Source organism: Acidobacteriota bacterium, from assembly GCA_009861545.1.
In the GTDB taxonomy this organism is placed as follows: Bacteria; Acidobacteriota; Vicinamibacteria; order Vicinamibacterales; family UBA8438; genus WTFV01.
The window spans coordinates 1-23,730 of record VXME01000086.1 but is presented as its reverse complement, the minus strand read 5'-3'; the positions used below and the strand labels follow the sequence as shown (position 1 = coordinate 23,730).

The window sequence follows — 23,730 nt, the reverse complement described above, 5'->3', positions numbered from 1 at the left end:
GGGTCGTCGGGGTCGTGGGGGTCGTCGGGTTCGGCGGGGTCGGCGCCGTCGGAGAATCGCCGCCGCAGGCGACGAGTCCCATGACGACCAGCAGCAGACAACGAACCATCGTACTCATGGACGAAAGCGTAACCAACGGAGTGCGACGGGTCCAGCCGCCGGGCTCGTCGAGCCGCTGCGTTTCTTCGCGACCGCCGGGTCCGTGCCGCCCTCCTAGAGGTAGAGGTGCAACTGCGCCAGCAGAGTCCGCGAGCCCCGGTCGCTGAAGGGCCGGCGGTCCCTGTAGTAGGACAGGTTGACGTGCCAATGCGTGCGCGGGTAGAAGTCCACTCCGTACACCATGCGGCGTGTCTCGCCACGCGGATCGGTGTCGGTCCACCGCCACTGCGGAGAGATACGAAGCCAGACCCCCCGAAGGGCCTCGACGGACGTCTGGTTGGCGAGGATGTAGGCGCGGCCGCTCGCGTCGAGCCGCTGGAACTGCACGTCCGCGTGCGTCCAGGTGGTAAGCCACGGGGCGGGGGCGTAGCCGAGGGACAGGCCCGTGCCCGTGCTGCGGGGGGCGGTTTCCGACGTGCCGCGGTGCAGCGTCGACGCGACCAGAACCATCCGCGGGCTCAGGTCGAGCTGCAACCGGACGCTCGTGGTGAACGCCTGCCGCCCGTCGTCGGCGATGAGCGACTCGGCGCGTCCCGGGCCGGCCGACACCTGCAGCAGCGCGCGGTCGGTCGACAGGCCCACTTCGACTCCGTAGACCTGGTCGTCCTGGGCCAGGTCCAGTCCCTCGCGCGTGAACGACGTGTGGTCGGCGAACCGGACGCCATAGGCGGGGAGGAAGCGTCCGGCCCGGACCTCGACGGACTCGGTGGCCTGGTACGAGACCCAGTGCTCGTAGGAGACCAGCTCGCCGCCGCCGGCTGGTGTACGTCCGACGGAGCCGTACGCCGTCCAACGGTCGCGCCGCCAGGCGGCCTGCAGATCCAGATTCATCAGGAAGTTGCGGTCGGCAATCGTGCGGCCGGGCAGATCGACCGCCACGTGCGAGGGCCTGACGTCGAGGCCGAGCTGCAGCGGGCTCTCGCTCGACAGTGCGCCGAAGAGAAAGCCCTCTTCTCCCCGGGTCGCACCGGTGGCCGGGATTCCCCCCGCTCCTTGCCGGCCGAACGTCGAGATTTCCTCCCGCGACAACGACCGTCCGTACGGCGTGAGGAGTCCTCCCCCCGAGGCCGAGTAGTGGCAGGCCGTGCACCGGGGGTACTGTTTCGAGAGGAAGGTCGGTTCGCCGGATGCCGGCCGCGTTCCCCATCCTGCGAGGAGCAACGCCGCCGCAAGAACGATCCGCACGGTCGAGCCGAAATCCGTCGTTCCGGTCATGAGCCGTCGTTCGAGGGCGTCTCGCCGCGTGTTGCGTCGAACCGGACCGTGACGTCTATCGCGTCGCGCACGCCAATCCCCAGATAGCGCGGTGGCGGGATGTCGAACTCGTCCAGGCTCAGCGAGAACGCCGCTTCCACCTCCATCCGACCGTTCCGCCCGCGCAACTCGGCTTCGCCCTCTACCACCCGTTGCACGCCGTGGAGCGTCAGCGTGCCCGAGAATCGGGTCTTGTGGCGACGGTCGTAAGCCAGCGGCGTGGCGGCGAGCACTATGCCGGAGAGTACGGCATGGAGGAACTCAGGGCCCCGGCCGAGCTCCAGATAGCTGTTCCGCAAATGCTCGTTGCGCAATGCGATGCCGGTGTCGAGAGCCGCGAGATCGACCCGCAACTCACCGGTGTAGCGGGGATCCAACGGCTCGCCGCGCAGCGTTCCGGAAAGGGCGGAGGTGACGGCGTCGAAGCTGCCGCCGATGGTCATGCGGCAACGCACCCGCACGTCGCCGGCGGCGATGTTCCAGAACTCCGTCTCCGGCGCCGGCTGTGCCCCGCCGACACCGGGGCAGGCCGCCAAGAGTGCGGAAACGAGGCAGATGTACAGCGCGGGCCGCGACGCCGGCCTGCGGACCGCGACGGTGCAGGCAGGAAGCACGACTTCAGTGTGACCACGCGCCGACCGGTCTGTCAATGCAGCGTGCGCTGCTGAGCCGTCGGAACGCTGGTGGGTCCGGTAACCTGGTCGCCGGCCCGCGACGCCGCCGGGGTCGATCCGGTCGAGGCGCTGCGGGCCGGGTAGCCGCACGGTGAGCCGACTACTGCTCGAGCTGCTCGAGTGCGTCGAGGAACACGCTCCACGGCACCGGCTCCCCGTGCACCGGGGCCAGCGTTTCCACGTCCAGGTTCATGCGCTCCACCTGCGTGTGCAACGCGCGCATCGACGGCAACTGCGCCGGCTTCGGCGGCTCGTGGGTGTCGAACAGGTCCGCCTGGAACGCGATGCGCTCGGCCGGCAGGTACGCCATCAGCATCCCCGCGACGTGTCGCAGCGGCTGCACGTAGTAGACGCGCAGTATCCGGGAGTTGTCGGTGATGACGTAGTTCTCCTGGACGGCCTCGTAGTTGTAGCCCTCGGCGAGCTCCGTCGGCGGCCACTTCGAGATGATGTCGGGCTTGATGGTCCGCGGCTCGTAGGTCAGCACGTCGTGGTTCAGGAACTCGAGGTTGATCATGTGGGTGACGATGGTCGACCCGACGTGCAGGTAGGTGCGCAGCCCCCCGATGGAGTCGAAGTGCGGGTGGGACACGATGACAAAGCGGATCGGCTTGCCGGGGGCCAGCTTCGTGATCCGGTCGATGACCTTCAGGCTCCACTCCTCGTCGCCGGGGGCCTCGAAGACGGCCACGAAGTCGCTGAACTCGATCATGTAGCTGGCGGCGGGATTGCCGCCGAGGCGGTAGACGCCGTCGGCGATCTCGTCGACGGTGACCTCGGTGGACCAGTCCGCCTCGGCCACCGACTCCGGCACCGGCACCGGGTCCCCGCAGTCGTTGGGCCGGATGTCCGGAAACGACCCGCCGTAGGCGTTGTGCCCGGTGCTCTGGCGGTAGAACTGCCAGTTGTCGTCCCAGCCCTGGTGCGAGTGCCAGTTCGTCGGCCACTTGACGTTGCCGAACGAGACGAAGTTCGTGGACTCGTGCTCGATGTTGAAGTCGCCGAGGGCCGGGATGTTCACCGTGGTCTTGAGCCGCTGGATCAGGTTCTGGGGGTTGATGGTGGCGTCCACGCGGTACTTCCCGAACATCTCGATCGCGACCACGTGCATCTTCACCGGCGCCACGACGTTGCCGTCGCGGCCCTTCTCGATCTGCTCCCAGCGCCAGAACGCCACGGGGTTGGCGCCCGGCATCCGGGCGGCCTTCAGGAACCCGTGCGGGTTCAGCCACATGTCGAGCTGGTACACCTCGGCGATCTCGGGGTGCACCGCCACCGGCGGTCCGTCGCCGTCCATGTGCCACGAGAACTCGCCGTTGGTCACGTGCGTCTGGCGCGTCCGGGTCTGGGTGGGCGTACCGCCGCGCCAGCCGAGGCCGTACTTCCAGGACGCGGGGGCGAGGCCCGGCTCCCGGTCGAACGTCTCCACGCTCGTGCCCGCCTCCCAGTTGATGGTGCGCGTGTAGTTGTCCAGCGAGCCGATGCGCGGCCAGTCGATGTTGACCGCGTTCTCGAACGTCTGGCCCACCGCGCCGGCGTAGCCGCCGCTACCGGAGTACGAGAGGCAGCGCAGGTCGGCCTCGCCGATTTCCTCGGCGACGGCGGCGAGCAACGGTGCCGGATCGACGAATCCGGGAGGGAACTCCTGGGCCGCCGACGGACTTCCGGCCAGCATGAGCAGTGCGACGGTGCCGACAAGACGCTTCGCCATTCTCTCTCTCCTTCGTCGCCGCGCCGCGCTCCCGGCGTCCCGATTCTCGCGGAACCGGCAGGGCCGGGGCAGCGGCCGTTTGGCCTCGCTGAAAGCGCCGCCATCGTACCACGGTGGATACGAGTAGAGTGATGGCCGAGGCGCCGCGGAACATCGTCGGCCGAACCGCGAGACGGCGACGATTCCGTCCCGGCCGGCTGTTGGCGGGCGGTCCTGAAGGAGATTTCTCATGTCCGAGTCCGAGCTGACCATACGCTCCCTTACCGCACGTTCCGTCGCCGCGCCGCTGGCCCGGCCGCTCCGCACCGCGTCGGGGGACGTTCCGGTGTCGCCCCTGCTGCTGATCGACGTCGCGTCGGAGGAGGGCCCGGCCGGCCGGGCCTACGTCTTCGGCTACACGACGCTCGTGCTGCGGGCCCTGAAAGCGTTCGTCGACGACCTCGACGAGGTGCTGCGCGGCCGTCCGGCCTGTCCCGCCCGGGTGGCCGACGATCTCGCCGCGCGCTTCCGCCTCATGGGACGCCAGGGCCTGGTCGGCATGGCGCTGTCGGGCCTGGACATGGCGCTCTGGGACATGCGGGGCCGCGCGCTCGAGCGGCCGGTGGTCGAGCTGCTCGGCGGGGAGGCGAGTCCGGTGCCGGCCTACGACAGCTACGGCATCGTCGATCCGGTTGCGGACGCGCCGGCCCTGGAGCAGAGCGTTGAGCAGGGCTTCCGCGCGATCAAGGTGAAGGTCGGATCCGGCGATCTGGACTGGGATCTGAAGAACTTGGCCGGCGTTCGCGAGGTGATCGGTCCGGACGTGCGCTTGATGATCGACTTCAACCAGTCGTTGACCGCGCCCGAGGCGGTGCGGCGCATTCGCGCTCTGGCCCGGTTCGATCTCGAATGGGTGGAGGAGCCGGTGCCGGCCGAGGACCTGGCCGGACACGCCCGCGTCCGCGACGGCTCGCCGGTGCCTGTCCAGACCGGCGAGAACTGGTGGTTCGGGCACGACATGGCGCACGCCCTGGCCGCCGGCGCCTGCGACTTCTGCATGCCGGACCTGATGAAGATCGGCGGCGTGACCGGCTGGCTGCGCGCCATGGGGCAGGCTGAGGCGGCGGCGGTGCCGGTCTCCAGCCACCTGTTCGTCGAGGCGAGCGCCCACGTGCTGCCGGTGACGCCGCTGGCGCACTACCTGGAGTACCTGGACCTGGCCGGCGCCGTGCTCGCCGATCCGCCGCTGCCGGTGGACGGCTGCGTCACCGCGCGCGGGCCGGGACTCGGCATGGACTGGGACGAGAAGGCCGTGGCCCGGTATCTTGCGTAGCCGTCAACGCGGAGGTCCCGCCTCGGGCGTCAGTGCAGAGCGCGTACCGCGGAGCCGAAGGCGCGGTCGAAGGTCTTGATGTCGGTCACGCCTCGCCGGCGACAACTCGCCAGGTGACAGAGGTCCCGCGCGGTCAGCGCGGGGAACTGCGAGCGCAGCCGCGAGGCCAGGTAGACGTCGTCGCTTTCCAGAGGCCAGACGTTGATTCGCGCTCTCGCAATGAGCGCCATGGCCGAGTCCAGGGTCGATTCCCTCTGAACCGCCAGATACGCATGCATCAGTTCCTGTAGAACCTCTGCGGAGGTGCAGAGGGGCTTCCGATGCTGCGCGGCATCAGCGAAGAACTCTCGGGCCGGTTCCCGCAGGGGATGCGGTCGGCCCACCGTGTACATGACGACGTTGGTATCGACGAACGTCATTCGATGGCTGCGCCGCGGCCTCGGGATTCCTTGATGACCGCAAGGTGCTGTTCCCATTCAGGCTCGACGCCGGGGCCCTCCCGCGCGTCGCAAGCTGCGAAGAAGCGTTCGGCATCCGAACGAGATTCGAAGCGTTCGGTCGGCGAGTGTCGATCGAGGCGTTCGCTCGCTGCCGCTCGCAACCAGGCGCTCAATGACATTCCCTCGCTTCGCGCCTGATGCGTGAACCGGACATGATCCTCGTCCGGAATGAGCAGTTGTACTCTGGCCATAGTCGACAGCACCTGATTCATGTGTATGTGTATCGATCATACGCTCATATCGTGCCAGGAATCAAGCGTGCTTTTCAGGGAGGTTGGCCGCAGGGAACAAAGGACGCCAGATCTGGAGTGCCTCCGGCCGGAATCGGCTTGACATCCTGCAGGTACGGATAGTCGACCAGAATCTCGGATTGCGTGACTCAGGCAGGTTCGACACCGGAGCTTTCCCGCGGATCGCAGGCGGCAAAGAAGGCCCGGGCGTCCGCGGCGGAACGGAACGGTTCGGACGACCGCCGCGGCCTGATGCGCTCACGCGCCGTGTCTCGCAGCGCCGCTCTCGACGACATTCTCTCGCTTCTCATGTTCGAAGGCCGCCGGTAGCCCTCATCGGGAACCGGCGGCCTGGTCTCCGCCGACCCTGCGCAAGAGCTCCGCTAGTGCGCCAGCGGGTGCGGGCGCACCTGGAACTTCACCAGGTTGCCCTGCGTCCCCTTGCCGCCCTCGATGTGCCAGACGGCGTTCGTGCCGTAGTCGGCCCATACGGCGCGTCCCTTCCAGCCCGCGTCCGGGTCGTCGATCCGCCCGTCCAGGCCGCGCGAATAGAACCCGAGCGGGTAGGGGACGCGCATGATCACGAACTCCTCCGCCTCCGGCAGGAAGGCGAGCAGCGAGTCGGAGGTCGAGCCGGTGGCGATGGGCACATTCTCGCCGAGACCGAGCGTGTCGAACTGATCGACCCAGTTGTAATAGTGGAAATCGGCGCTGCCGTGCGCGTCCACCCCCTGCATCTGCGGTCCCGGGGTGGCGTAGAGCGTCCATCCCTCGGGGCAGTGCTGGCCGGTGGCGGTCGGTCCGTTCAGCACGGCGCAACGGTTGCGGTCGAACTTGGCGACGTGGCCGCTGCCGGACAGCGCGGTCCAGACGACGCCGTTGCGATCGATGTCGATGCCGCGCGGCGAGTAACCCTGGATCGGCGCGCCCGCGTTCTCGAACGGCGGCTGGTAGTACTCGGTGATGCACGTCTCGGGCGGGTCGTCGCCGATCGAGAGGCGCACGATCTGGCCGGGGACCCCGGCGGACGCGGCCCAGACCACGTTCTCCTCGGTCGGGTCGGGAACGATGCCGTACCAGCCGCGGCCCATCTGGCGGTCCTTCGTCGGGTCCGGATCCTCGCGCAGGCCCGTCCACTCGCCGATGCGCCCGTCGCCGGTGGTGTCGACGATGGTCGGGCACCAGCCCTGCGACGCCTGCTCGTCACCGGTCTCGGCGTAGGTCTTCGTGTTCACCCAGCCGATCACGTCGCTCACCGAGCTCAGGTAGAGCGTGTCGTCCTCGTCGAAGCCGAACTGCAGGTGGTGCGTGTTGAAGCAGGTGTCGATGAGCTCCACGTGCTCGCTCGCCGGGTCGTAGTAGGCGACGTGCCGCGCGGCCCGGTCGATGGGGTAGTACTGGGCGAACGGGTTGTCCGAGCCCTCGCGGCACCAGTCGGGGTTGCCGGGGCCCCGGATCTGGTGGGTCATCCAGACGCGCCCCTCGGCGTCCATCATGGGGTTGTGGGGGTTGCCGGGGTTGTTCCAGATCAGCTCGTCGCCGTAGTAGAAGGACGGGTTCGGCATCTCCTGGGCGATGTAGGAGCGGAAGTCGCCCTCGCCGGGGGTGTCGCGCACCGGCAGCACGACCTCGTGCGCCTCGCTGCTGTCCGGGTCCACCCAGACCAGCTTGTCGCCGGCGAACTCGACGCCGTACACCGGGCCGCCCGCGTTGACGCGCGGATCGCGCTTGTCGCTCGCGATCTCGTCGTGGATGTAGCCGGTCTCGCCGCCCCACTCCCACATCGTCAGCACGACATCGCGCTCGCGGCCCTGCGGTCGCTCCGGCTGTGGGGGCACCTCGCCCGCCATGATCCGGTCGGTCCACTCCGCGTAGGACGCAATCGCGCGCTGGCGACCGAAGCGGTTGATGGTGGCGGCCATGTTGGATGCCCGTTGGCCCGTGACGATCCGGTGGGCCCAAGCCGCCTCGGTCGAGTCGAAGTCTGCGGCGTTCGGGATCTCGCGCGTCGGCAGGTTGCCGAGCTGGTGGCAGAGCTGGCAGCCCTGCTTGAGCAGGTCGACCCAGTGCGCCTGCGTGCGCACGGTCGGCGGGATGCCGTTGCCGTCCGCGCCCGTCCCCGGGAACTCCGACGCGTCGGGCACCTGCATCAGCGAGTACCAGTAGTTGGCCGGATAGACGGCGGCGGCCTGCTGCGGGTCGGCGGCGATCACTGCGGTCAGATCGAGCGGTTGCCCGGGCCGGCCCGTGACCTTCGGCGAATCGGCGAGCCCGTAGCCGCGCACCCAGATCTCGTAGTCCGCGTCGGGGAGGTCCGGCAGGACATAGCGTCCCGCGTCGTCCGTCACGACGATCTTGCGCAGGCGGGTCGCAAAGTCATCGGTCTCGGCGATGACCCACACCCCTGCCTCGGGGCCGTTCGGACTGCGGACCACGCCGCCGATGTCGTCGGCATCGAGCATGATCGCCTGCCACGCGGAGACGGCGGGGCCGTCGAGAATCAGGCCGGCGGCGGCCAGCGTGACGGCGGCGATGACCGCCGGGATGCGAATCGATCGAGCTGACATCGGAACCTCCCGCGAGGATGGACGAACACACCTGCAACGACTGCATTCTAGCCCGACAATCGTCGCTTGCAGCTCCGATTGCCGCCCAACCGGGCCTGACCAGGAGGTCTACGCCGCTTCTACGCCGCAGATTCCAGACGAGTGGCCGGCGGGAGGCGACGAGGGGGACGACGAGGTGGTAGCCCGGCGGTCGCTCTGGCCCCGTGTCAGCGGCTCTCGTTCTCGGAGGAGTTCTCGAGCAGCTCTCGACCGCTGCCCCGGAAGTCGATATCCGGGATGATGGTCTGGGGTTTGAACACGACCCGGTAGTGGTACGCGCTCACCCGTGCGCCGTCGAGCTGCTCGGCGAAGTAGGTCACGTTGTCGCTGAGACCGAGAAAGTGCTTCTTGTACTCGGTCTCGCCGACCTTGCAGGTGACCTCCAGTTGATTCGACTGGTCTTCGACCGAGCAGAGTCCTTCGATCGACAGCAGGTAGGTGTCGGTTATCCCGTTCAGGAACACGACACGCCTCATGATCTCGAAGTTGTCCGCCGCCCGGGACAGGTTGTTGGATGCGATCTGCGCGTCGTTGCAGCCTGCTGCGGCCGCCACCGCCAGCATCGCCAACACGCGGCGCATGCGCTTCATGGCTCTTCCCTCCCGGGTCGGCGAACGGGCGACGGCGTGCGTGTCGGGCATGTGCCCATTATCGCCGAAGCGGAACATCGGAGGGCGTATGCGCGCCCAGCGCTTCCAGCCTCGCCTCGTCCGCTGCGCCGGCCAGCGCCGCCCGGACCTCCGTCTTCCGCTCGTCCACGAGCCCAACCAGCTCGCGCTCGAGATCGTCCCGGTTGAGTCGTTCGTCGACGAACAGAACGGCGAAGTCCACCAGCAGCCAGGCCGCCGCGCCCGCGGCCCCGCCGCCGAGTGCGGTGCCGACCGTGCCGGCGGCCCGGCTCGCGGCGCGGGACAGGAGCCGGCCGGACAGGCGCCTGACGAGCGCTCCGGCGGCGGCCCCGCCGCGCACGGCGGCGCCGGCCGCCAGGATCCCGCTCGGGGCGGCGGAGGCGGTGAACCGCGCGAGGGTCTGCGGGGTGGCGGCCTGCAACAGGCTCGCGTAGACGATCCGCGGGTCGGTGATTCCGGCGTCGGAACACGGTGTCGAGTCTCCGGCGTACGCCGCGGTCGGCAAGGTCTGTACTTCGTCGCGGATGCGCTGCTCGACGAGGGCGCGCAACTCGTCCTTCATGATCTGCTCGACCTCGACCGACGCGGCCCGAATGCGGTCCGGCAGGTCGAGGAACAGACGCGAGTCCACGCCTTGCCGCAACCCGTCGAGGGCGGCCCGGACGGTTTCCGAGTCCTGCAGGCGGTGCATGGCGGCCCGGGCGGCTTCGGACTCGCCCAGCCGTTCGAGAAGCGTGCGGCCGAGCGGCGACGTCTGCAGGCGGTCGAGGGCCGCCTGCGCGGCCTCCGACTCCAGCAGGCGGCCGAGCGTCGTTTGGGCGAGTTGCGTGTACTGGCCCGCGACCGAGTAGTGCCAGTCGAGGAACGCGGGAATGCGCGCGTACGTCGGCTCGAACGCCGCGTCCAGCCGGGCCTCGATCTCCTGCTCCGTCCGCGCGAGCGGCTCGCGGCGGAGACGTGAGCGCAGCTCGTTCCATCGGTTCCGCGCCACCAGTGCCAGCTCGGCGTCCGTGAGCGGCATGCCGCTCACGGGGAACAGGATCGCGTGCGAGCACGGTGCGTCCAGGGTGGCGTTGGCGAAGGGCGGGGCAACGCGGGGAGTGCCGACGAACAGCAGCGGGTCGAGCACGGTGCCCGCGGCCACGACCGCCAGCAGCGTGACGGACGCCAGCAGCAGGGCGGTCCGCCGCGTCCAGGTCGCGACGCCGGTCCGTGCGGGCGCAGGTCGGGGCGTCGAATGCGGCATGCGTCTGTACTACGATAGCGACAGCCCTGTCGATGGCCAGTCAGGCCGCGACGCCGGCAACGACACCGCCGATCTCGACATCACTCGTCCCTTCCGTAGCGCCCGAATCGGCAGGCGAGCAGGATCGACCCTTCCAGCCCGCGCACGAATCCAGCGAACACCATGGCGGCGTTCAGGAGGAACGCGGCCCATACGACGGGCCGGATCCCGTCATGCAGCCACGTCGAGGTTGCCGCGGTCGTGACGAAGTACCAGGACAGCCCGTCGAGCTGGGCCGCGATCAGGAGTGTGTTCTGGACGATCGGGCATGCCGAGCGCGCTCGGACCGAGAACGCCTCCACGGTTCGTTCCATCGATTCGGGAAAGATGCCCTCGGGCACCGTTATCACATAGTAGCCTGCGTAGACGTAGGCGGCGACTACGCCGGCCAGCAGCAACGTGCCCGCCAGGCGTGCGACGAGGATGTCCGCGAGAACCGGTCTCCGGGCGTCGCCGTCGCCGCTCCTGAAGTGCCGTCCGGGCCAGCGCCCCAGCGCGTGGTGGAGCAGCGGCGCGGCGGTTGCCGCCGCGAACAGGAAGTACCAGTCGGTCGGCCGCGAGCGCGCCGCGAAGACGGACAGGAACGCCGCCAGCGGCAGGGCCAAGACCAAGGCGATCGGCGCCGAAAACCCGGTTCTCCTGAACCAGCCGTGCAGAGGTGAGGCGCGGTCGAGATAGTAGTCGACGGAGAAGCGCTTTCTTTCCAGCCGGTACTCCAGCAGGCCGTGGAAGATCGCGACGAAGGCCAGGCCCGGCAGGACGAGGGCGACGCAGGAGCCTGCGTACGAGAGTTGCCACAGGAACAGGACGGTCAGGAACAGAACGCAGGCGAAGAGAGAATGGAGCAGGCGGTCGATGTCCCGGCCGGAGAGAGTGCTCACCCGCTCTCACCCCGCGCGAGATCCTCGATCGGCGGCCTGCGCCGGCCGGCACCGTTGACCTGCCCGAAAGCGTGCGCGAGCCGCAGCACCCCCAGGTCGTCGTGCTGTCGGCCGACGATCTGCACGCCCACCGGCAGGCCGTCGTCGGTGAATCCGCAGGGCACGGAGATGGCCGGAAGGCCGAGCACCGAGATGTGCGCGCAGGAGCTCATCCAGTCGAGGTACGTCTCCATCTGCACGCCGTCGATCTCGGTCACGTAGGGCTGGTCGACGTCGAACGGCGGCACCTGGCTGACCGGGAGCACCAGGAAGTCGAAGCGCTCGAAGAAACGGCGCACGCGGTCGAGCAGGGCGCTCCAGGTCCGTGCCGCTTCTCCCAGGCGGGGCCCGGTCAATCGGCGGCCCTCCTCGATGTTCCAGATCACGGTGTCCTTCAGCAGTTCCCGGTGCTCGTCGAGCAGCGTTCCGTAGCAGGCCTCGAAGTACCACGCCCGCCACACGCGGAACACCTCGGCAACGCCGTTCATGTCCGGCTCGGCGTTCTCGACCGCGCAGCCGATGTGCTCGAAGGTTCCACGCTCGGCTTCGATGACGGCGGTGACCCGGAGGTCGACGGGAAGTCCCGCCAGATCGCGGCTCCAGGCGACGCGAATGCCGTCCATGTCGCAATCCAGCGGCCGGCCGAAGACCGTTCCCGGCTCCGGGAGCGAGATGGGCGCCCGCGGATCCGGGCCGGCGATGGCGCTCAGCATCAGCGCGACGTCGGTCACGTTGCGCGCCATCGGCCCCTGCACCCCCATCGGGAACCAGGCGGTCTGGCTGGGCCAGATCGGCACGCGCCCGGGAGAGGGGCGGAAGCCGACGACGTTGCAGAACCCGGCCGGGTTGCGCAACGAGCCGCCGAGGTCGCTGCCGTCGGCGATCGGGAGCATCCCGGTGGCCAGCGCCACCGCCGCGCCGCCGCTGCTGCCGCCGCACGTCTTCGTGGTGTCGTAGGGGTTGCGGGTGGCGCCGAACACCGCATTGAACGTCTGCGATCCGGCGCCGAGCTCCGGGGTGTTGGTCTTGCCGACGGTGATTGCTCCGGCCGACCGCAGGCGCTCGACGATCAGCGCGTCCTCGTCGGGAACGAAGTGCTCGAACGCCCGGCACCCGAAGGTGGTCCGGATGCCCTTCGTCCAGGTGAGGTCCTTGTGGGCCACGGGGAGCCCGTGCAGCGGGCCGAGCGCATCGCCGCGGGCGACGGCGGCGTCGGCCGCCTCGGCTCCGCGGCGTGCATCCTCGGGCAGGAGGGTGACGATGGCGTTGACGGCCGGGTTGACCTGATCGATGCGGGCGAGGTGGGCCTCCATCACCTCGGTCGCCGAGAGCTCGCGGGCGGCGATGGAGCGGGCGAGATCGGCCGCCGGCCAGGCGCAGAGATCGTCGGAGGAGTGCATCGCGCTAAACTACACCGTTTGTCCCCCCGCATCATGAGGTTCCCGGTACCCTGCCGTTCTCTCGCCGGATCGGTGGCGCTGTGCGCCGTGCTGTATCCCGTGCACGGCGCGGCGCAGGAAGGGAGCGGCGAGGGCGTGCCGGGGGCAGGGGCCGCATTCTCGCGCACCGGCATCTCCGGTATCCGTGTCGATTCGTTCCGCAACATCAGCGGCGACCCGGCCGACGACTGGATCGGAGAGGGCATCGCCGCGACGCTGGACGCCGACCTCGCTTCGCGGACCGTGCACTCGCCGGGAAGCCGGCTGGTGCGCGGCGTCTACCAACGGCTCGGCGACCGGCTGCGGTTCACCGCAGAGCTGCTCGATGCGAGGACCGGACACGTGGAGCTCGCCACGACGGTGGATGGGACGATGTCCGAGTTGTTCGCGCTTCAGGATGCGCTGAGCGCTCGCCTCGCCCGAGCGTTGGCGCTCAGCCTGCCGGTTCCCGCGACGTCGCCGGTCGGTCGGCCCATGGCCCCGGCCTCCGCGGGCCGTCCCCCTGGTGCGGTAGGGAACGCAACCGCCGGTTCCGCGCCGCGGAGCGTCACGGGCCCTGCGTCGTCGGCAACGGCCGTTCCCACCGTATCCGCCGGCTCCGCGGGCAGCGCCGGGTTCGCCATGGCCCCGGCGATCATCCACGGTCCTCCGCCCCCGATCGCGCCGGAGGTCATCAACCGCGACGCCGAGGGCCGCGCCACCATGCGCGCGATTCGTCTCGACGGGCCGTTGCAGCTCGACGGTCAGCTCGACGAGCGCGTCTATCTCACCGTGCCGCCCGTCACCGACTTCATTCAGCAGGAGCCGGACGAAGGCGCGCCGGCCCGGGATCAGACCGAGGTGTGGGTGATGTTCGACGGCGACACCTTCTACGTCGCCGCGCGCTGCTGGAGCACCGACCCGGCGCGCATCGTCGCCAACGAAATGAAGCGCGACAGCTACAGCATGTTCGGCAACGAGACCTTCTCGGTCGTGCTCGACACCTACTACGACCGCCGGAACGGCTTCAACTTCATCACCAACGCGCTCGGCGCGCTGTTCGACGCCACCATCACGAACGAGCGGACCCCGAACCTCGACTGGAACGCGGTGTGGGACGTGCGGACCGGCCGCTTCGAGCAGGGCTGGACCCTGGAGATGGCGATTCCCTTCAAGTCGCTCCGCTACCGAACCGGTGCGGCGCAGATATGGGGCATCAACTTCCAGCGCAACGTCGCTTCCACGAACGAAACCTCCTTCCTGACGCCGATCCCGGCCGCGCTCGCATTCCAGGGGATGTTCCGGTTCTCGTCCGCACCCACGCTGGTGGGCGTCGAGGTGCCGGAGTCCGGCACCCGGCTCGAGGTCAAGCCCTACGCGATCTCCGACGTGACGACCGACCTCAACGCCACCCCGCGACTGTCGAACGACCCGGGCGGCGACTTCGGGGTCGACGTCAAGTACGGCGTGACGCAGGGGCTGACCGCGGATCTGACCTACAACACCGACTTCGCGCAGGTGGAGGTGGACGAGCAGCAGGTCAACCTGACCCGCTTCAGCCTGTTCTTTCCCGAGAAACGCGAGTTCTTCCTAGAAGGGCAGGGAATCTTCGACTTCGGGGGCGGTTTCCGCGGCGGTCCCACCGCCTACTACTTCCGGGGCGAACGGTTCGGCGGCTCCGCGCCGGTGCTCTTCTTCAGCCGGCGCATCGGGCTGAACGAGGGGCGGACGGTGCCGATTCAGGGCGGCGGCCGGCTCACCGGCAAGGTCGGACCCTACAGCATCGGCCTGCTCGACGTGCAGACCGGCTCGGAATCGGCGGGCGGCACGGCGCCGACGAACTTCGCGGTCGCCCGCCTGAAGCGCGACGTGCTGCGCCGGAGCGCCGTCGGTGCGCTGTTCACCGGACGCTCGGTCTCGACCGAGGCCCCCCCCGGCGCCAGTTATACGTACGGCGTCGACGGGGTGTTCTCGTTCTACGACAACCTGAACGTCAACACCTATCTCGCCCGGACCGAGACTCCGGGGCGGCGCGGCGACGACGCCAGTTACCAGGGGCAGCTCGAATACAGCGGCGATCGTTGGGGATTCGTGGTGGAGCGGCTCGGCGTCGGGGCCAACTTCAACCCGGAGGTCGGCTTCCTGCGCCGGGACGATTTCCGCCGCTCGTTCGGCTCGTTCCGCTTCAGTCCCCGTCCGCGGTCGATCGCCGCGGTGCGCAAGTTCCTGTTCGAGGGCAGCCTGGACTACATCGCCGACGGGGCGGGGCTGCTCGAGACCCGGATCCAGCAGGGGATCTTCGGGATCGAGTTCGAGAACGGCGACCGGTTCTTCGCCGGCGCCACCGACAACTACGAGTTCCTCAAGCAGCCGTTCGACATCCACAAGGACGTCACGATTCCGGTTGGCGGCTATTCCTTCACGACCGCACGGGCCGTCTACGCCCTGGGCCAGCAGCGCAGCACGTCCGGGGGCCTGACCTTCGATCGCGGCCAGTTCTTCGGGGGCGAGTGGACCAGCGTCGGCTACTTCCGCGGTCGGGTGAACCTGTCTCCGCAGTTGTCCGTGGAGCCGTCGCTGTCGTTCAACTGGATCGAGCTGCCGCAGGGCGCCTTCACGACCGAGCTCCTGGCTACGCGCACGACCTACACCCTCACGCCCCGCATGTTCGTCGCGGCGCTGTTGCAGTACAACTCGGGCGCCGACTCACTGGGCATGAACATCCGCCTGCGGTGGGAGTATCAGCCCGGGAGCGAGCTGTTCGTCGTCTACACGGACGAGCGCGACACGCTGACACCGCGGTTCCCCGGCCTCGAGAACCGGGCGTTCGTCGTGAAGTTCAATCGCCTGTTCCGCTTCTGAGCGGCGGCCCCCCCCGGCGGTCGGCGGGACGGGCTCGCCACGCAATCCGCTGGCGATCTTCCAAGCGCCGTCAGGGTGCGTCGCCGATGGCCAGCAACTCGTTCTCGGTGCGGATGTACCACATCCCGTCCACCAGCGCAGGCGACGCGAACGTCCGGGCGCCGATGTCGTTGGTGTGAAGCAGCTCGAACTCCGGTCCGGCTCGCAGGACGAAGGTGATTCCCTCGTCGTTGGTGAAGAACACCTTGCCGTCCACCAGCACGGGCGAAGCCGAGAAGCTCTCGCGGGCCGCGCGGCCGAGCCGTGCCTGCCACATCACCTCGCCGGTGGCGGCCTCGAAGCAGGTGACGATGCTCACCATGTCGTTGATGGTGTAGAGGTAGCCGTCGGCGGCCAGCGGGGAGGGGACGAACGGCGAGCCGCGCGAGGTCGACCATGCGACGTGCGTATCCGTGACGTCGCCCCGTCCGCCCGGCCGGATCGCCAGCGTCGGTCCGGCGCGGCCCGAGGTGCAGAAGACGAGCCCCGCCTCGACGACCGGCGTCGGGATGACCTCGAAGTTGTTGCCGTTGCAGTGCCACAGCTCGCGACCGGTCTGCGGGTCGTAGGCGTTGACCGTGCGGGAACTGCTGACCACCAGCTCGTCGTGGTCGCCGACCCGTATCGCCACGGGCGTTCCCCAGCCGACGCTCTGGACGCGGGAGGTCCGCCAGATCTGCTCGCCGGTGGCGGTGTCGTAGGCGGCCACGAAGCCGCCGCTTCGCTGGTCCTGGTAGATGATGAGCTTGTCTTCGTAGAGCAACGGCGAGCCGGCCGGTCCATGGTAGTTCGAGATGCGCCCTACCGCGGTGTGCCAGAGCACGGTCCCCTCGAAGTCGAGAGCCGCCAGTCCCCGGCTGCCGAGCGACACGTAGACGCGCTCGCCGTCGGTGGTCGGGGTGGCCGAGGCCGGCCCGTTCTTCTGGTGCACCGACTCCCGCGGGCCCGGCGCCACCTCGGTTTCCCACAAGAGCGCCCCGTCGCTGCGTCGAAAGGCCAGGACGTACAGGCGCCGGCCGCCGTCGCGACCCGCCGTCAGGAAGATGCGGTCGTCCCAGAGGACGGGCGAGGAGTTGCCGCGTCCCTGCACCGGCGTGCGCCAGACGACGTTGTCGGTGGCGCTCCAGCGGTCGGGATAGCCGGAGTCCGCCACGAGCCCCTGCCCGGACGGTCCGCGCCAGCGCGGCCAGTACCGCGCACCCTCGCCCTCGACCGGGATCATTCCCACGGCCGGCGTCTGCGCCTGCGCGCTTCGGACCGGAGCGACGCCGGCGAGCGTGCTCAGTCCCAGCACGACGACCACTGCAAGTTGAAGATGAGCCTTCATGCCCCCTCCTCGGAGATGGTATGCGCCACGGCTGGCGGTTCCGCATGCATGGCGCCGGACGGAGCGCCGTGCCGCGCCATCTCGTTCGCATTCACGGTTCCGTAGATGGAGTCGCCGCGGGCGACTTCGTCGCCCCGCTCGTTGGTGACGATGCTATCGCCGTGAATAATCCGCTGGCCCATCCGCGTCACCGTCGACACGCAGGTCAGCCGGCCGTCCGCGACCGGGCGGAAGTACTTGATCCGCAGATCGATGGCCACGACCGACCCGCCCGCCTCGACCAGGGGGCGGATTTCGTCGCGCGCCAGCACGGCGTAGGCGATGCCGGTGTCGACCAGCGCGGCCGTGACCCCGCCGTGCAGGATGCCGACCGGTTGCGCGAGGTCCGGGCGGTGCCGGATCGTCAGGACGGATCGTCCCGGCTGCATGTCCACGATCTCCAGTCCGATGAGCCGAAAGAACGGCAACGCGGCCGCGCGCGCGCGGAGGGCGTCGAGATAGTCCGAAGGTCGAGCCACTGGTGCCGCCTGTCCGCCCGAATTGCGCCTGATGGAGCGAGCGGTCACGATGCAGCACGCATTATACGTGTCTCGCTCTCGCTCCACCCCTGCGGCAACCGGCGGGAGCCCGAGCGTGGGCGGCTATAATCGCCGCCAATCGGCGAAGTCGGTCGGCGCCGGCCGGCGCGCAGGGGTCGGCGCCAACGGCGCAGCGCCGATTACCGTCATGCTGACGATTCCGGTCACGGACCGTTGCCGGCTCGTTCCGCTCGACCTGGCGGACGCCGACGAGCTCTTCTCCCTGACCGACACCAACCGCGGCTACCTGCGCCAGTGGCTGCCGTGGCTGGACAGCGTTCGCCGGGTCGACGACACGCGGACGTTCATCCGCGCCGCGCGGGCGCAGGCGGCCCGCAACGACGGCGTCCAGCTCGCCCTGACCGTCGACGGCCGCATCGCCGGCGTCGTCGGGCACCACCACGTCGATTGGCGGAACCGGAGCACCGCGCTCGGGTACTGGATCGGCGAATCCTATCAGGGCCTGGGGCTGGCCACGGCGGCGTGCCGCGCGCTGATCACGCGCGCGTTCGAAACCGCCCGACTGAACCGCATCGAGATTCGGTGCGCGTCGGGCAACCACCGGAGCCGGGCGATTCCGGTCCGGCTCGGCCTGCGGGAGGAAGGGCTGCTGCGCGACGCGGAGTGGCTCTACGACCACTTCGTGGACCACGTGGTCTATGCGGCGCTGGCGAGGGAATGGCGGTTCCCCGGAGACGGCGCCGGAGCCGGGAGGGGCAGATGAGGAACTGCAACGGAGCGCACGGGGAACGGGTGGGGAAACACAAGCGGCTCGCGGGCATCGGAGCGGTCCTGCTGCTCGTTATGGGGACGACGCTCGGTGCGCAGGACTGGCCGCACTTCCTGGGTCCGGAGCGTGACGGCCACTATTCGGGGCCGCCGCTCGAGCGCGCCTGGCCGGGCGGTGCGCCGCGCGAGCTCTGGCGCCGCGCGGTCGGCCAGGGCTTTGCGGGCCCTGTCGTTTCCGGAGGCCGCCTGCTGCTGTTCCATCGGCTGCAGGACCGCGAAGTGCTCGAGGCACTCGATGCCGAGACCGGTGACCCCATCTGGCGGTACGACTATCCGTCGAACTACCGCGACGATTTCGGGTTCGACGAAGGGCCGCGTTCCGCGCCGGTCGTGTCGGGAGGCCGCGTCTATACCTTCGGCGCGCAGGGGCAGTTGCATGCGGTCGATCTCGACACCGGCGTCGGGGTCTGGAACGTCGATACCCGGGCCCGGTTCCGCTTTCGCAAGGCGTTCTTCGGTGCGGCCGGTTCGCCGCTTGTCGAGGGCGGGCGGGTGATCGCCAACGTCGGCGGGCCGGATGCTGGCATCGTGGCCTTCGATGCCGACTCGGGCGACGTGCTCTGGACCGTGCCCGGCGAGGAAGCGAGCTACTCGTCGCCGGTGGCGGCGACTTTCGACGGCGTCCGGCACGCGCTCTTCTTCACGCGCGACAACTTCGTGAGCCTCGATCCCGCCAGCGGCCGGGAGCGCTTTCGCCGGAGCTGGCGGGCCCGCATCCGCGCCTCGGTCAATGCCGCGACGCCGCTGGTCGCCGATGACCTCGTCTTCATCTCGGCGCAGTACGGTACGGGCGCCGGTCTGTTTCGAATCGCCGGGTCCGGCCTCGACGAGGTGTGGAGGTCGAACGACGTGATGTCGAATCACTATGCGACGAGCGTGCACCGGGACGGCTACCTCTACGGTTACCACGGACGGCAGGAATTCGGACCGAGCCTGCGCGCCGTGGCTCTCGAAACCGGCGACGTCGGCTGGGACGTGCCGCGATTCGGCGCCGGCAGCGTGTTGCTGGCCGGCGATCTCCTCGTCGTGATGCGGGAGTCCGGTGAACTGTTGCTTGCCGAGGCCTCCCCGGACGCGTTCGCGCCGGTGGCTCGCGCGCGTCTGCTGCGCGGCACCGTGCGGGCCTATCCGGCACTGGCGGGCGGCCGGTTGTACGTGCGGAACGACGACACCCTGCTCGCGGTCGACCTCACCCGGTGAGGCATCGACGGGTCAGGGTCGGCCTGCTGCCATCACCCGGAGACAGCCATGCTGGAGTTGCTCGTCGTGGTTGGCCTCGTAGTGGGAACCTCCGCGGCCTGCTCGCTGTTCGAGGCGGTTCTGTATTCGGTTCCGGCCAGTCGCATCGAGGCGCTCGACCGCGCGAAGCGGCCCTCGGGCCGCATCCTGAAGGAGATGCGGCAGAAGGTGGACCGGCCGATCGCCGCCGTGCTGTCGTTGAACACCATCGCCAACACCGGTGGCGGCGCGCTGGCCGGCGCTCTCGCGGCCGGGGTCTTCGGCGCGTCGCGGATCTGGGTGTTCTCGGTCGTCTTCACGTTGGCGATCCTCCTGTTCTCCGAGGTGCTCCCGAAGACGGTCGGCGTGGTGTACGCCCGGGCTCTGGCTCCGTTCGTCGCGCGGCCACTCGCCTGGCTCGTGGCGCTCTTCCGTCCCCTCATCGTGCTGACCCAACTCGCCACCCGCGCCGTTCGCTCCGAATCCCAGGAGGACCGGATCTCCGACGAAGAGTTGCTCACGATGGTCGGGCTCGGTCTGCGGTCGGGCGATTTCCGGCCGCACGAAGCCCGCGTGATTCAGAATGTTCTCGCGCTTGAACGGCGGACCGTGTCGGAGATCATGACGCCCCGCCCGGTAGTCTTCATTCTCGGCGCGGCGGTGACCGTCCGCGACGCCGCGGCGATGGCGGAGATGGACGAGTACAGCCGCATTCCCGTCTACGCAAGCGACCCCGAGGAGCTCGTAGGCGTCGTGCACAAGGTCGACATCCTGAAAGCGGTTGCGGAGGATCGTTTCGAGACGACCCTGGAGAAGATGATGCGGCCCATCAACTTCGTGGTCGCCGCGGCGCCTCTCGATCAGGTGCTGAGGACCTTTCTGGCCCGTCGCGGGCACATGCTGGCGGTGATCGACGAATTCGGAGGATTCGCCGGCATCGTCACGCTGGAGGACGTACTGGAGGAGCTCATCGGGCGCGAGATCGTCGACGAGTTCGACCAGGTAACCGACCTGCGCGCGTTTGCCAGACGGCGGCGATTGATGGCAACGCAGCGCGAGCGCGCCGGTGATTCGTAAGGCTGTCCAGGCGTCTTTCCCAGGCCGCTCTCGCGGAGCGCTCTCGTTGCATAAGAGGCCCGCCGTAGAAGCGATGTGCGTGCGGCGGCCTGCCGGAACGAACCGGCGCGCTTTCATAGGTATGAATCTGTAGTAGACTGTCGCGCAATCGCGAGTTCGGGGATCCGTGCCATCCTGTCGCGGGTCCGGTCCAAAGGGGGCAAGTGACAATGTCGAAGAGCGGGATCCTGGAAGCGCTGAGGGACGAAGAGAAGTCGCTCAAGACTCAGCTTGTCGCGATACAGCGAGCAATCGAGGCGATAGAGCTGGCCGATGCGCCGGCGCCCTCCGCACGGGGCAAGAAGAAGGCCCGCAAGGTGGCGGTAGTGGCCGCCGCGCCGGCGAAGCGGAAACGGGCGATGACGGAGGAGCAGCGTCAGGCCATCTCGGAGCGGATGCGGAAATACTGGGCGTCGAGACGGGAAGGAAAGGCGGAGGGGTAAGTCGAGGCCCGGGGGGAGAGCTCGGGGAGCACTTCCGCCATTCGCTGGCGGCGGCGCTCCTCGATTCGCCGCGGGAGCTCTCCCTCTACTGCTCGGTCGCGCTGCGGCGCGGGTCGGGCAATCTGCGGCAGGTTTTCCATGCCATGCTTGTCGAACTTGCCGGCGCGTGAGTCGACCTACCGTCGTAGACGTAGATGTCGTCGTCCGGATTACGGGACGGAAGCTGGTGCCGGAGGTGGGACTCGAACCCACACGAGGAGTGAACCCCACTGGATTTTGAGTCCAGCGCGTCTGCCAGTTTCGCCACTCCGGCTGCCGGTGTCACGGCCTGACGGTGCCGTCATGCCGCCACAAGTACAGTGTACGCGTACTTCCGCGCGCGTCCTCGAAACGATCCACGACGTCCGGATCCCAGTCGCCCATGCTGAATGCGTGCGAGACGATCCGGGCGCCGCGTCGAAGCTGGCGCGTCAGGATCGGTTTCAACCGGGCGTTGGAAGACGACAGCAGGTAGAGGGTCACTACCGTGGCGTCGGAGACGTCGGTCTGCATGGCGTCTCCCTCGATGAATTCCACCAGGTGCTGCACGCCGGCCTGCTCCGCGTTCGCGTTCGCCTCGGCGATGCGCTGCGGGTCGATGTCCACGCCGACGCCGCGCGCGCCGAAGTCCCGGGCGGCGGCGATGACGATGCGCCCGTCTCCGCAGCCGAGGTCGTACACGACGTCGTCCGCGGTGACGCCGGCCAGGGTCAGCATGCGTTCGACCACGTCGTTCGGCGTCGGCACGAACGGCGCCAGGCTCCGGCTGTCCTGCGTGGCCGCGTGGCCGATTCCCCGCGTTGCCATCGACCCCGCGAGAACCAACGTTGCCAGCGCGCACACGTACGCCGCCGCGCCGAACCGTCCTGACCTCATCGTACCCTCCTGGTGACGTGCGGCGCCGGGCCGCGATCGCTCAACGTTACTCTACAACAGCCGTCCGCGCCGGTGCGCGGCGGCGTCCGGCCCTGCTCCGGTTGGCTACCCGCTCTCGATCGGCTATACTGCTTGCCCGCCTCAAGTGGAGGCCCGTCCAGCGCTGCCGTCCACCTTCTTCGTTCGGGGGGGCCATGTTGCAGTTCGAGGTCGGAGACAAGGTGATCTATCCCAACCAGGGACTCGGCATCGTCGAGCGAATCGAGACCCGGACGATCATGGGCACGACGTGCGGATTCTATTCGTTGCGCATGGCTTCGAGCGACACGACCGTCCTGGTGCCGGTGGACAACGTCGAGGATGTCGGCTTGCGCCGCGCGATCGAGGATCACGAGGTCAAGAAGCTCTTCACCCTGCTCGGCAACGGAAAGATCGACAGTCACCAGAACTGGAAGGGCCGCTTCAAGGACAACTCCAACAAGATGCGGACGGGGTCGCTGTACGATGTCGTCGACGTCCTCAAGAGCCTGAATCACCTCAGCCAGTCGAAGAACCTCTCGTTTCGCGAGAAGCGGATGCTCGACCGTGCGAAGTTCCTTGTCGTGTCGGAGATATCCGAGGTCGTGAGCGAGCCGTCCGAAGCGATCGAGGAGCGCGTGGAGAAGGCGCTCGAGCGTTGCCTCGCCAACCGGGAGCGGCAACTCGCCAAGGAGAGCGCGGCCAGGGCGAAGGCATCCGAGGCGGACGAAGCATCCGAGGCGGACGAAACGCCCGAGGTCGCCGAGGTCACTCCCGTAAGCCCGTAGCAATTCCTACCCCGTGGCGGAACTGCTCCGCACCATCGTCGCTACCGTTCGATCCGCGGCGGCGTACCTGAGCGTGCTGCTCTGGGTCCTGATCCTGGGGCCCATCGGCATGCTTCTGGCGTACGTTCTTCGCCGGCCGCAGATTCTGTACGCGCTCGGCCGCGGCGGCGTGCGTCTGGGACTCTCGGCCGCCGGCATCCGTTTCACGGCGGCGGGCGGCAACCACGTTCAGGTCCGACGGGGGGCGGTCTACTGCGCGAATCACAGCAGCAATCTCGAACCGCCCATCATCTACATGGCCCTCTCCGCCATTCACCCCCGGCTGAAGATCCTCTACAAGGCGGAACTCCGCGCGGCGTTGCCCGTTCTCCGCAACGCCTTCGACCTCGTGGGTTTCGTGCCGATAGAGCGCGGCAACCGGGACCAGAGTTCAGGGGCGATAGACCGTGCCGCCGCGGCTCTCGCGGCGGGCGACTCGTTCATGATCTTCCCCGAGGGCACGCGCAGCCGGACGGGACACCTGCTCCCCTTCAAGAAAGGGGGGTTCATCATGGCGATCAAGGGGCGGGCTCCCATCGTGCCGGTCGCCGTGCAGGGGGCCGACGCCGCCATGCGCAAGGGCAGCCCGGTCATCCGGCCGGTGACCGTGCGCGTGCAGATCGGCGAGCCGATCCCGGTGGCCGATCTCGATCTGGCGGATCGCAACTCTCTCATCGACCGTACCCGGCGGGCCATCGAGACGCTGCTGGCCGGCCGTTCCGGGCCGGCGCAGATCTGAGAGATGGTCGGTCTTAATGGTGCTGGCCGGACAAGCCTCGCCTACGGCTCCGCTTGCCGCCCAACCGGGCCTGACTGGAAGTCTACGTCGTTCTGCGGCGCAGGCTCCTAGCCGGAAGTTTCCAGGCCGATCGCTGATAAGTCACTGTTGGTGGTGGAGTT

Annotated in this window: 21 protein-coding genes and 1 tRNA gene; 8 read left to right on the top strand and 14 right to left on the bottom strand. The window is 68.8% G+C overall.

Features of this window, described 5'->3' with window-relative positions; all coding sequences use genetic code 11:
• Positions 1-213 precede the first annotated feature (213 nt).
• The 3 genes from F4X11_14165 to F4X11_14155 form a co-directional block, all read right to left on the bottom strand.
• Positions 214-1,374 (bottom strand): hypothetical protein, encoded by a 1,161-nt coding sequence (locus F4X11_14165; protein MYN66153.1) that lies wholly within the window; start codon positions 1,372-1,374, stop codon positions 214-216.
• Positions 1,371-2,027 carry a YceI family protein gene (locus tag F4X11_14160; protein ID MYN66152.1) on the bottom strand — a complete coding sequence of 219 codons (657 nt, stop codon included), beginning with the start codon at positions 2,025-2,027 and terminating at the stop codon, positions 1,371-1,373. Before F4X11_14160 ends, F4X11_14165 begins: the two co-directional genes overlap by 4 nt.
• Before the next feature lie 160 nt (positions 2,028-2,187).
• Entirely contained in the window at positions 2,188-4,050 is a 1,863-nt protein-coding gene (locus F4X11_14155; protein ID MYN66151.1) for an MBL fold metallo-hydrolase, read from the bottom strand.
• Here F4X11_14155 and F4X11_14150 point away from each other — a divergent pair.
• Entirely contained in the window at positions 4,028-5,110 is a 1,083-nt protein-coding gene (locus F4X11_14150) for a mandelate racemase (GenBank protein MYN66150.1), read from the top strand. The genes F4X11_14155 and F4X11_14150 overlap by 23 nt on opposite strands.
• A gap of 29 nt (positions 5,111-5,139) precedes the next feature.
• Here F4X11_14150 and F4X11_14145 read toward each other — a convergent pair whose 3' ends face one another.
• The 7 genes from F4X11_14145 to F4X11_14115 all read right to left on the bottom strand — a co-directional run bounded on the left by F4X11_14145 (position 5,140) and on the right by F4X11_14115 (position 12,680).
• Positions 5,140-5,529 (bottom strand): type II toxin-antitoxin system VapC family toxin, encoded by a 390-nt coding sequence (locus F4X11_14145; GenBank protein ID MYN66149.1) that lies wholly within the window; start codon positions 5,527-5,529, stop codon positions 5,140-5,142.
• Positions 5,526-5,822, bottom strand: coding sequence for a hypothetical protein (locus F4X11_14140; GenBank protein ID MYN66148.1), 297 nt, complete (start codon positions 5,820-5,822; stop codon positions 5,526-5,528). The genes F4X11_14145 and F4X11_14140 overlap by 4 nt, the downstream gene beginning before the upstream one ends.
• A gap of 401 nt (positions 5,823-6,223) precedes the next feature.
• Positions 6,224-8,374, bottom strand: a complete 2,151-nt coding sequence (locus tag F4X11_14135; protein MYN66147.1) for a carboxypeptidase regulatory-like domain-containing protein — start codon at positions 8,372-8,374, stop codon at positions 6,224-6,226.
• A 239-nt stretch (positions 8,375-8,613) separates the two neighbouring features.
• Positions 8,614-9,036 carry a hypothetical protein gene (locus F4X11_14130; GenBank protein MYN66146.1) on the bottom strand — a complete coding sequence of 141 codons (423 nt, stop codon included), beginning with the start codon at positions 9,034-9,036 and terminating at the stop codon, positions 8,614-8,616.
• Between the two features lie 58 nt (positions 9,037-9,094).
• On the bottom strand, positions 9,095-10,321 hold the full coding sequence (locus F4X11_14125) for a hypothetical protein (GenBank protein ID MYN66145.1): 1,227 nt from the start codon (positions 10,319-10,321) through the stop codon (positions 9,095-9,097).
• A gap of 80 nt (positions 10,322-10,401) precedes the next feature.
• Complete coding sequence (locus tag F4X11_14120; protein ID MYN66144.1) at positions 10,402-11,241, bottom strand: hypothetical protein; 840 nt, start codon at positions 11,239-11,241, stop codon at positions 10,402-10,404.
• Positions 11,238-12,680: an amidase gene (locus F4X11_14115; GenBank protein ID MYN66143.1), complete on the bottom strand. Its 1,443-nt coding sequence runs from the start codon at positions 12,678-12,680 to the stop codon at positions 11,238-11,240. Before F4X11_14115 ends, F4X11_14120 begins: the two co-directional genes overlap by 4 nt.
• A 72-nt stretch (positions 12,681-12,752) precedes the next feature.
• On the opposite strand from F4X11_14115, the gene F4X11_14110 reads away from it, so the two are divergent.
• Positions 12,753-15,560, top strand: coding sequence for a hypothetical protein (locus tag F4X11_14110; protein MYN66142.1), 2,808 nt, complete (start codon positions 12,753-12,755; stop codon positions 15,558-15,560).
• A gap of 70 nt (positions 15,561-15,630) precedes the next feature.
• Here the strand turns inward: F4X11_14110 and F4X11_14105 are convergent, their stop codons facing one another.
• Together F4X11_14105 and F4X11_14100 are read right to left on the bottom strand one after the other, a co-directional pair.
• The gene (locus F4X11_14105; GenBank protein ID MYN66141.1) at positions 15,631-16,926 is read right to left on the bottom strand and encodes a PQQ-binding-like beta-propeller repeat protein; all 1,296 of its coding nucleotides are present in this window, start codon (positions 16,924-16,926) and stop codon (positions 15,631-15,633) included.
• Positions 16,923-17,531, bottom strand: coding sequence for a PaaI family thioesterase (locus F4X11_14100; protein ID MYN66140.1), 609 nt, complete (start codon positions 17,529-17,531; stop codon positions 16,923-16,925). The genes F4X11_14105 and F4X11_14100 overlap by 4 nt, the downstream gene beginning before the upstream one ends.
• A gap of 121 nt (positions 17,532-17,652) precedes the next feature.
• On the opposite strand from F4X11_14100, the gene F4X11_14095 reads away from it, so the two are divergent.
• From F4X11_14095 to F4X11_14080, 4 genes are all read left to right on the top strand, one after another.
• Positions 17,653-18,228 carry a GNAT family N-acetyltransferase gene (locus F4X11_14095; GenBank protein ID MYN66139.1) on the top strand — a complete coding sequence of 192 codons (576 nt, stop codon included), beginning with the start codon at positions 17,653-17,655 and terminating at the stop codon, positions 18,226-18,228.
• Positions 18,183-19,493, top strand: a complete 1,311-nt coding sequence (locus F4X11_14090; protein ID MYN66138.1) for a PQQ-binding-like beta-propeller repeat protein — start codon at positions 18,183-18,185, stop codon at positions 19,491-19,493. The genes F4X11_14095 and F4X11_14090 overlap by 46 nt, the downstream gene beginning before the upstream one ends.
• A gap of 48 nt (positions 19,494-19,541) precedes the next feature.
• Entirely contained in the window at positions 19,542-20,588 is a 1,047-nt protein-coding gene (locus F4X11_14085) for an HlyC/CorC family transporter (protein MYN66137.1), read from the top strand.
• A 209-nt stretch (positions 20,589-20,797) separates the two neighbouring features.
• Complete coding sequence (locus F4X11_14080) at positions 20,798-21,070, top strand: hypothetical protein (GenBank protein ID MYN66136.1); 273 nt, start codon at positions 20,798-20,800, stop codon at positions 21,068-21,070.
• Between the two features lie 224 nt (positions 21,071-21,294).
• On the opposite strand, the gene F4X11_14075 is transcribed toward F4X11_14080, so the two are convergent.
• Both F4X11_14075 and F4X11_14070 read right to left on the bottom strand, forming a co-directional pair.
• Positions 21,295-21,383: transfer RNA gene (locus tag F4X11_14075), tRNA-Leu, on the bottom strand.
• Positions 21,384-21,391: 8 nt separating this feature from the next.
• The gene (locus F4X11_14070) at positions 21,392-21,985 is read right to left on the bottom strand and encodes a methyltransferase domain-containing protein (GenBank protein ID MYN66135.1); all 594 of its coding nucleotides are present in this window, start codon (positions 21,983-21,985) and stop codon (positions 21,392-21,394) included.
• Positions 21,986-22,179: 194 nt separating this feature from the next.
• Here F4X11_14070 and F4X11_14065 point away from each other — a divergent pair, with 194 nt between their 5' ends.
• On the top strand, positions 22,180-22,791 hold the full coding sequence (locus tag F4X11_14065) for a CarD family transcriptional regulator (GenBank protein MYN66134.1): 612 nt from the start codon (positions 22,180-22,182) through the stop codon (positions 22,789-22,791).
• Positions 22,792-22,804: 13 nt separating this feature from the next.
• Complete coding sequence (locus F4X11_14060) at positions 22,805-23,569, top strand: 1-acyl-sn-glycerol-3-phosphate acyltransferase (GenBank protein MYN66133.1); 765 nt, start codon at positions 22,805-22,807, stop codon at positions 23,567-23,569.
• Positions 23,570-23,730 lie beyond the last annotated feature (161 nt).

Coding starts and splice junctions, on each gene's coding strand:
- F4X11_14070 (MYN66135.1), bottom strand. CDS start 21,985: ATGAGGTCAGGACGGTTCGGCGCGGCGGCGTACGTGTGCGCGCTGGCA.
- F4X11_14155 (MYN66151.1), bottom strand. CDS start 4,050: ATGGTCAGCTCGGACTCGGACATGAGAAATCTCCTTCAGGACCGCCCG.
- F4X11_14165 (MYN66153.1), bottom strand. CDS start 1,374: ATGACCGGAACGACGGATTTCGGCTCGACCGTGCGGATCGTTCTTGCG.
- F4X11_14095 (MYN66139.1), top strand. CDS start 17,653: ATGCTGACGATTCCGGTCACGGACCGTTGCCGGCTCGTTCCGCTCGAC.
- F4X11_14090 (MYN66138.1), top strand. CDS start 18,183: ATGGCGGTTCCCCGGAGACGGCGCCGGAGCCGGGAGGGGCAGATGAGG.
- F4X11_14125 (MYN66145.1), bottom strand. CDS start 10,321: ATGCCGCATTCGACGCCCCGACCTGCGCCCGCACGGACCGGCGTCGCG.
- F4X11_14065 (MYN66134.1), top strand. CDS start 22,180: ATGTTGCAGTTCGAGGTCGGAGACAAGGTGATCTATCCCAACCAGGGA.
- F4X11_14105 (MYN66141.1), bottom strand. CDS start 16,926: ATGAAGGCTCATCTTCAACTTGCAGTGGTCGTCGTGCTGGGACTGAGC.
- F4X11_14140 (MYN66148.1), bottom strand. CDS start 5,822: ATGAATCAGGTGCTGTCGACTATGGCCAGAGTACAACTGCTCATTCCG.
- F4X11_14080 (MYN66136.1), top strand. CDS start 20,798: ATGTCGAAGAGCGGGATCCTGGAAGCGCTGAGGGACGAAGAGAAGTCG.
- F4X11_14150 (MYN66150.1), top strand. CDS start 4,028: ATGTCCGAGTCCGAGCTGACCATACGCTCCCTTACCGCACGTTCCGTC.
- F4X11_14115 (MYN66143.1), bottom strand. CDS start 12,680: ATGCACTCCTCCGACGATCTCTGCGCCTGGCCGGCGGCCGATCTCGCC.
- F4X11_14130 (MYN66146.1), bottom strand. CDS start 9,036: ATGAAGCGCATGCGCCGCGTGTTGGCGATGCTGGCGGTGGCGGCCGCA.
- F4X11_14085 (MYN66137.1), top strand. CDS start 19,542: ATGCTGGAGTTGCTCGTCGTGGTTGGCCTCGTAGTGGGAACCTCCGCG.
- F4X11_14145 (MYN66149.1), bottom strand. CDS start 5,529: ATGACGTTCGTCGATACCAACGTCGTCATGTACACGGTGGGCCGACCG.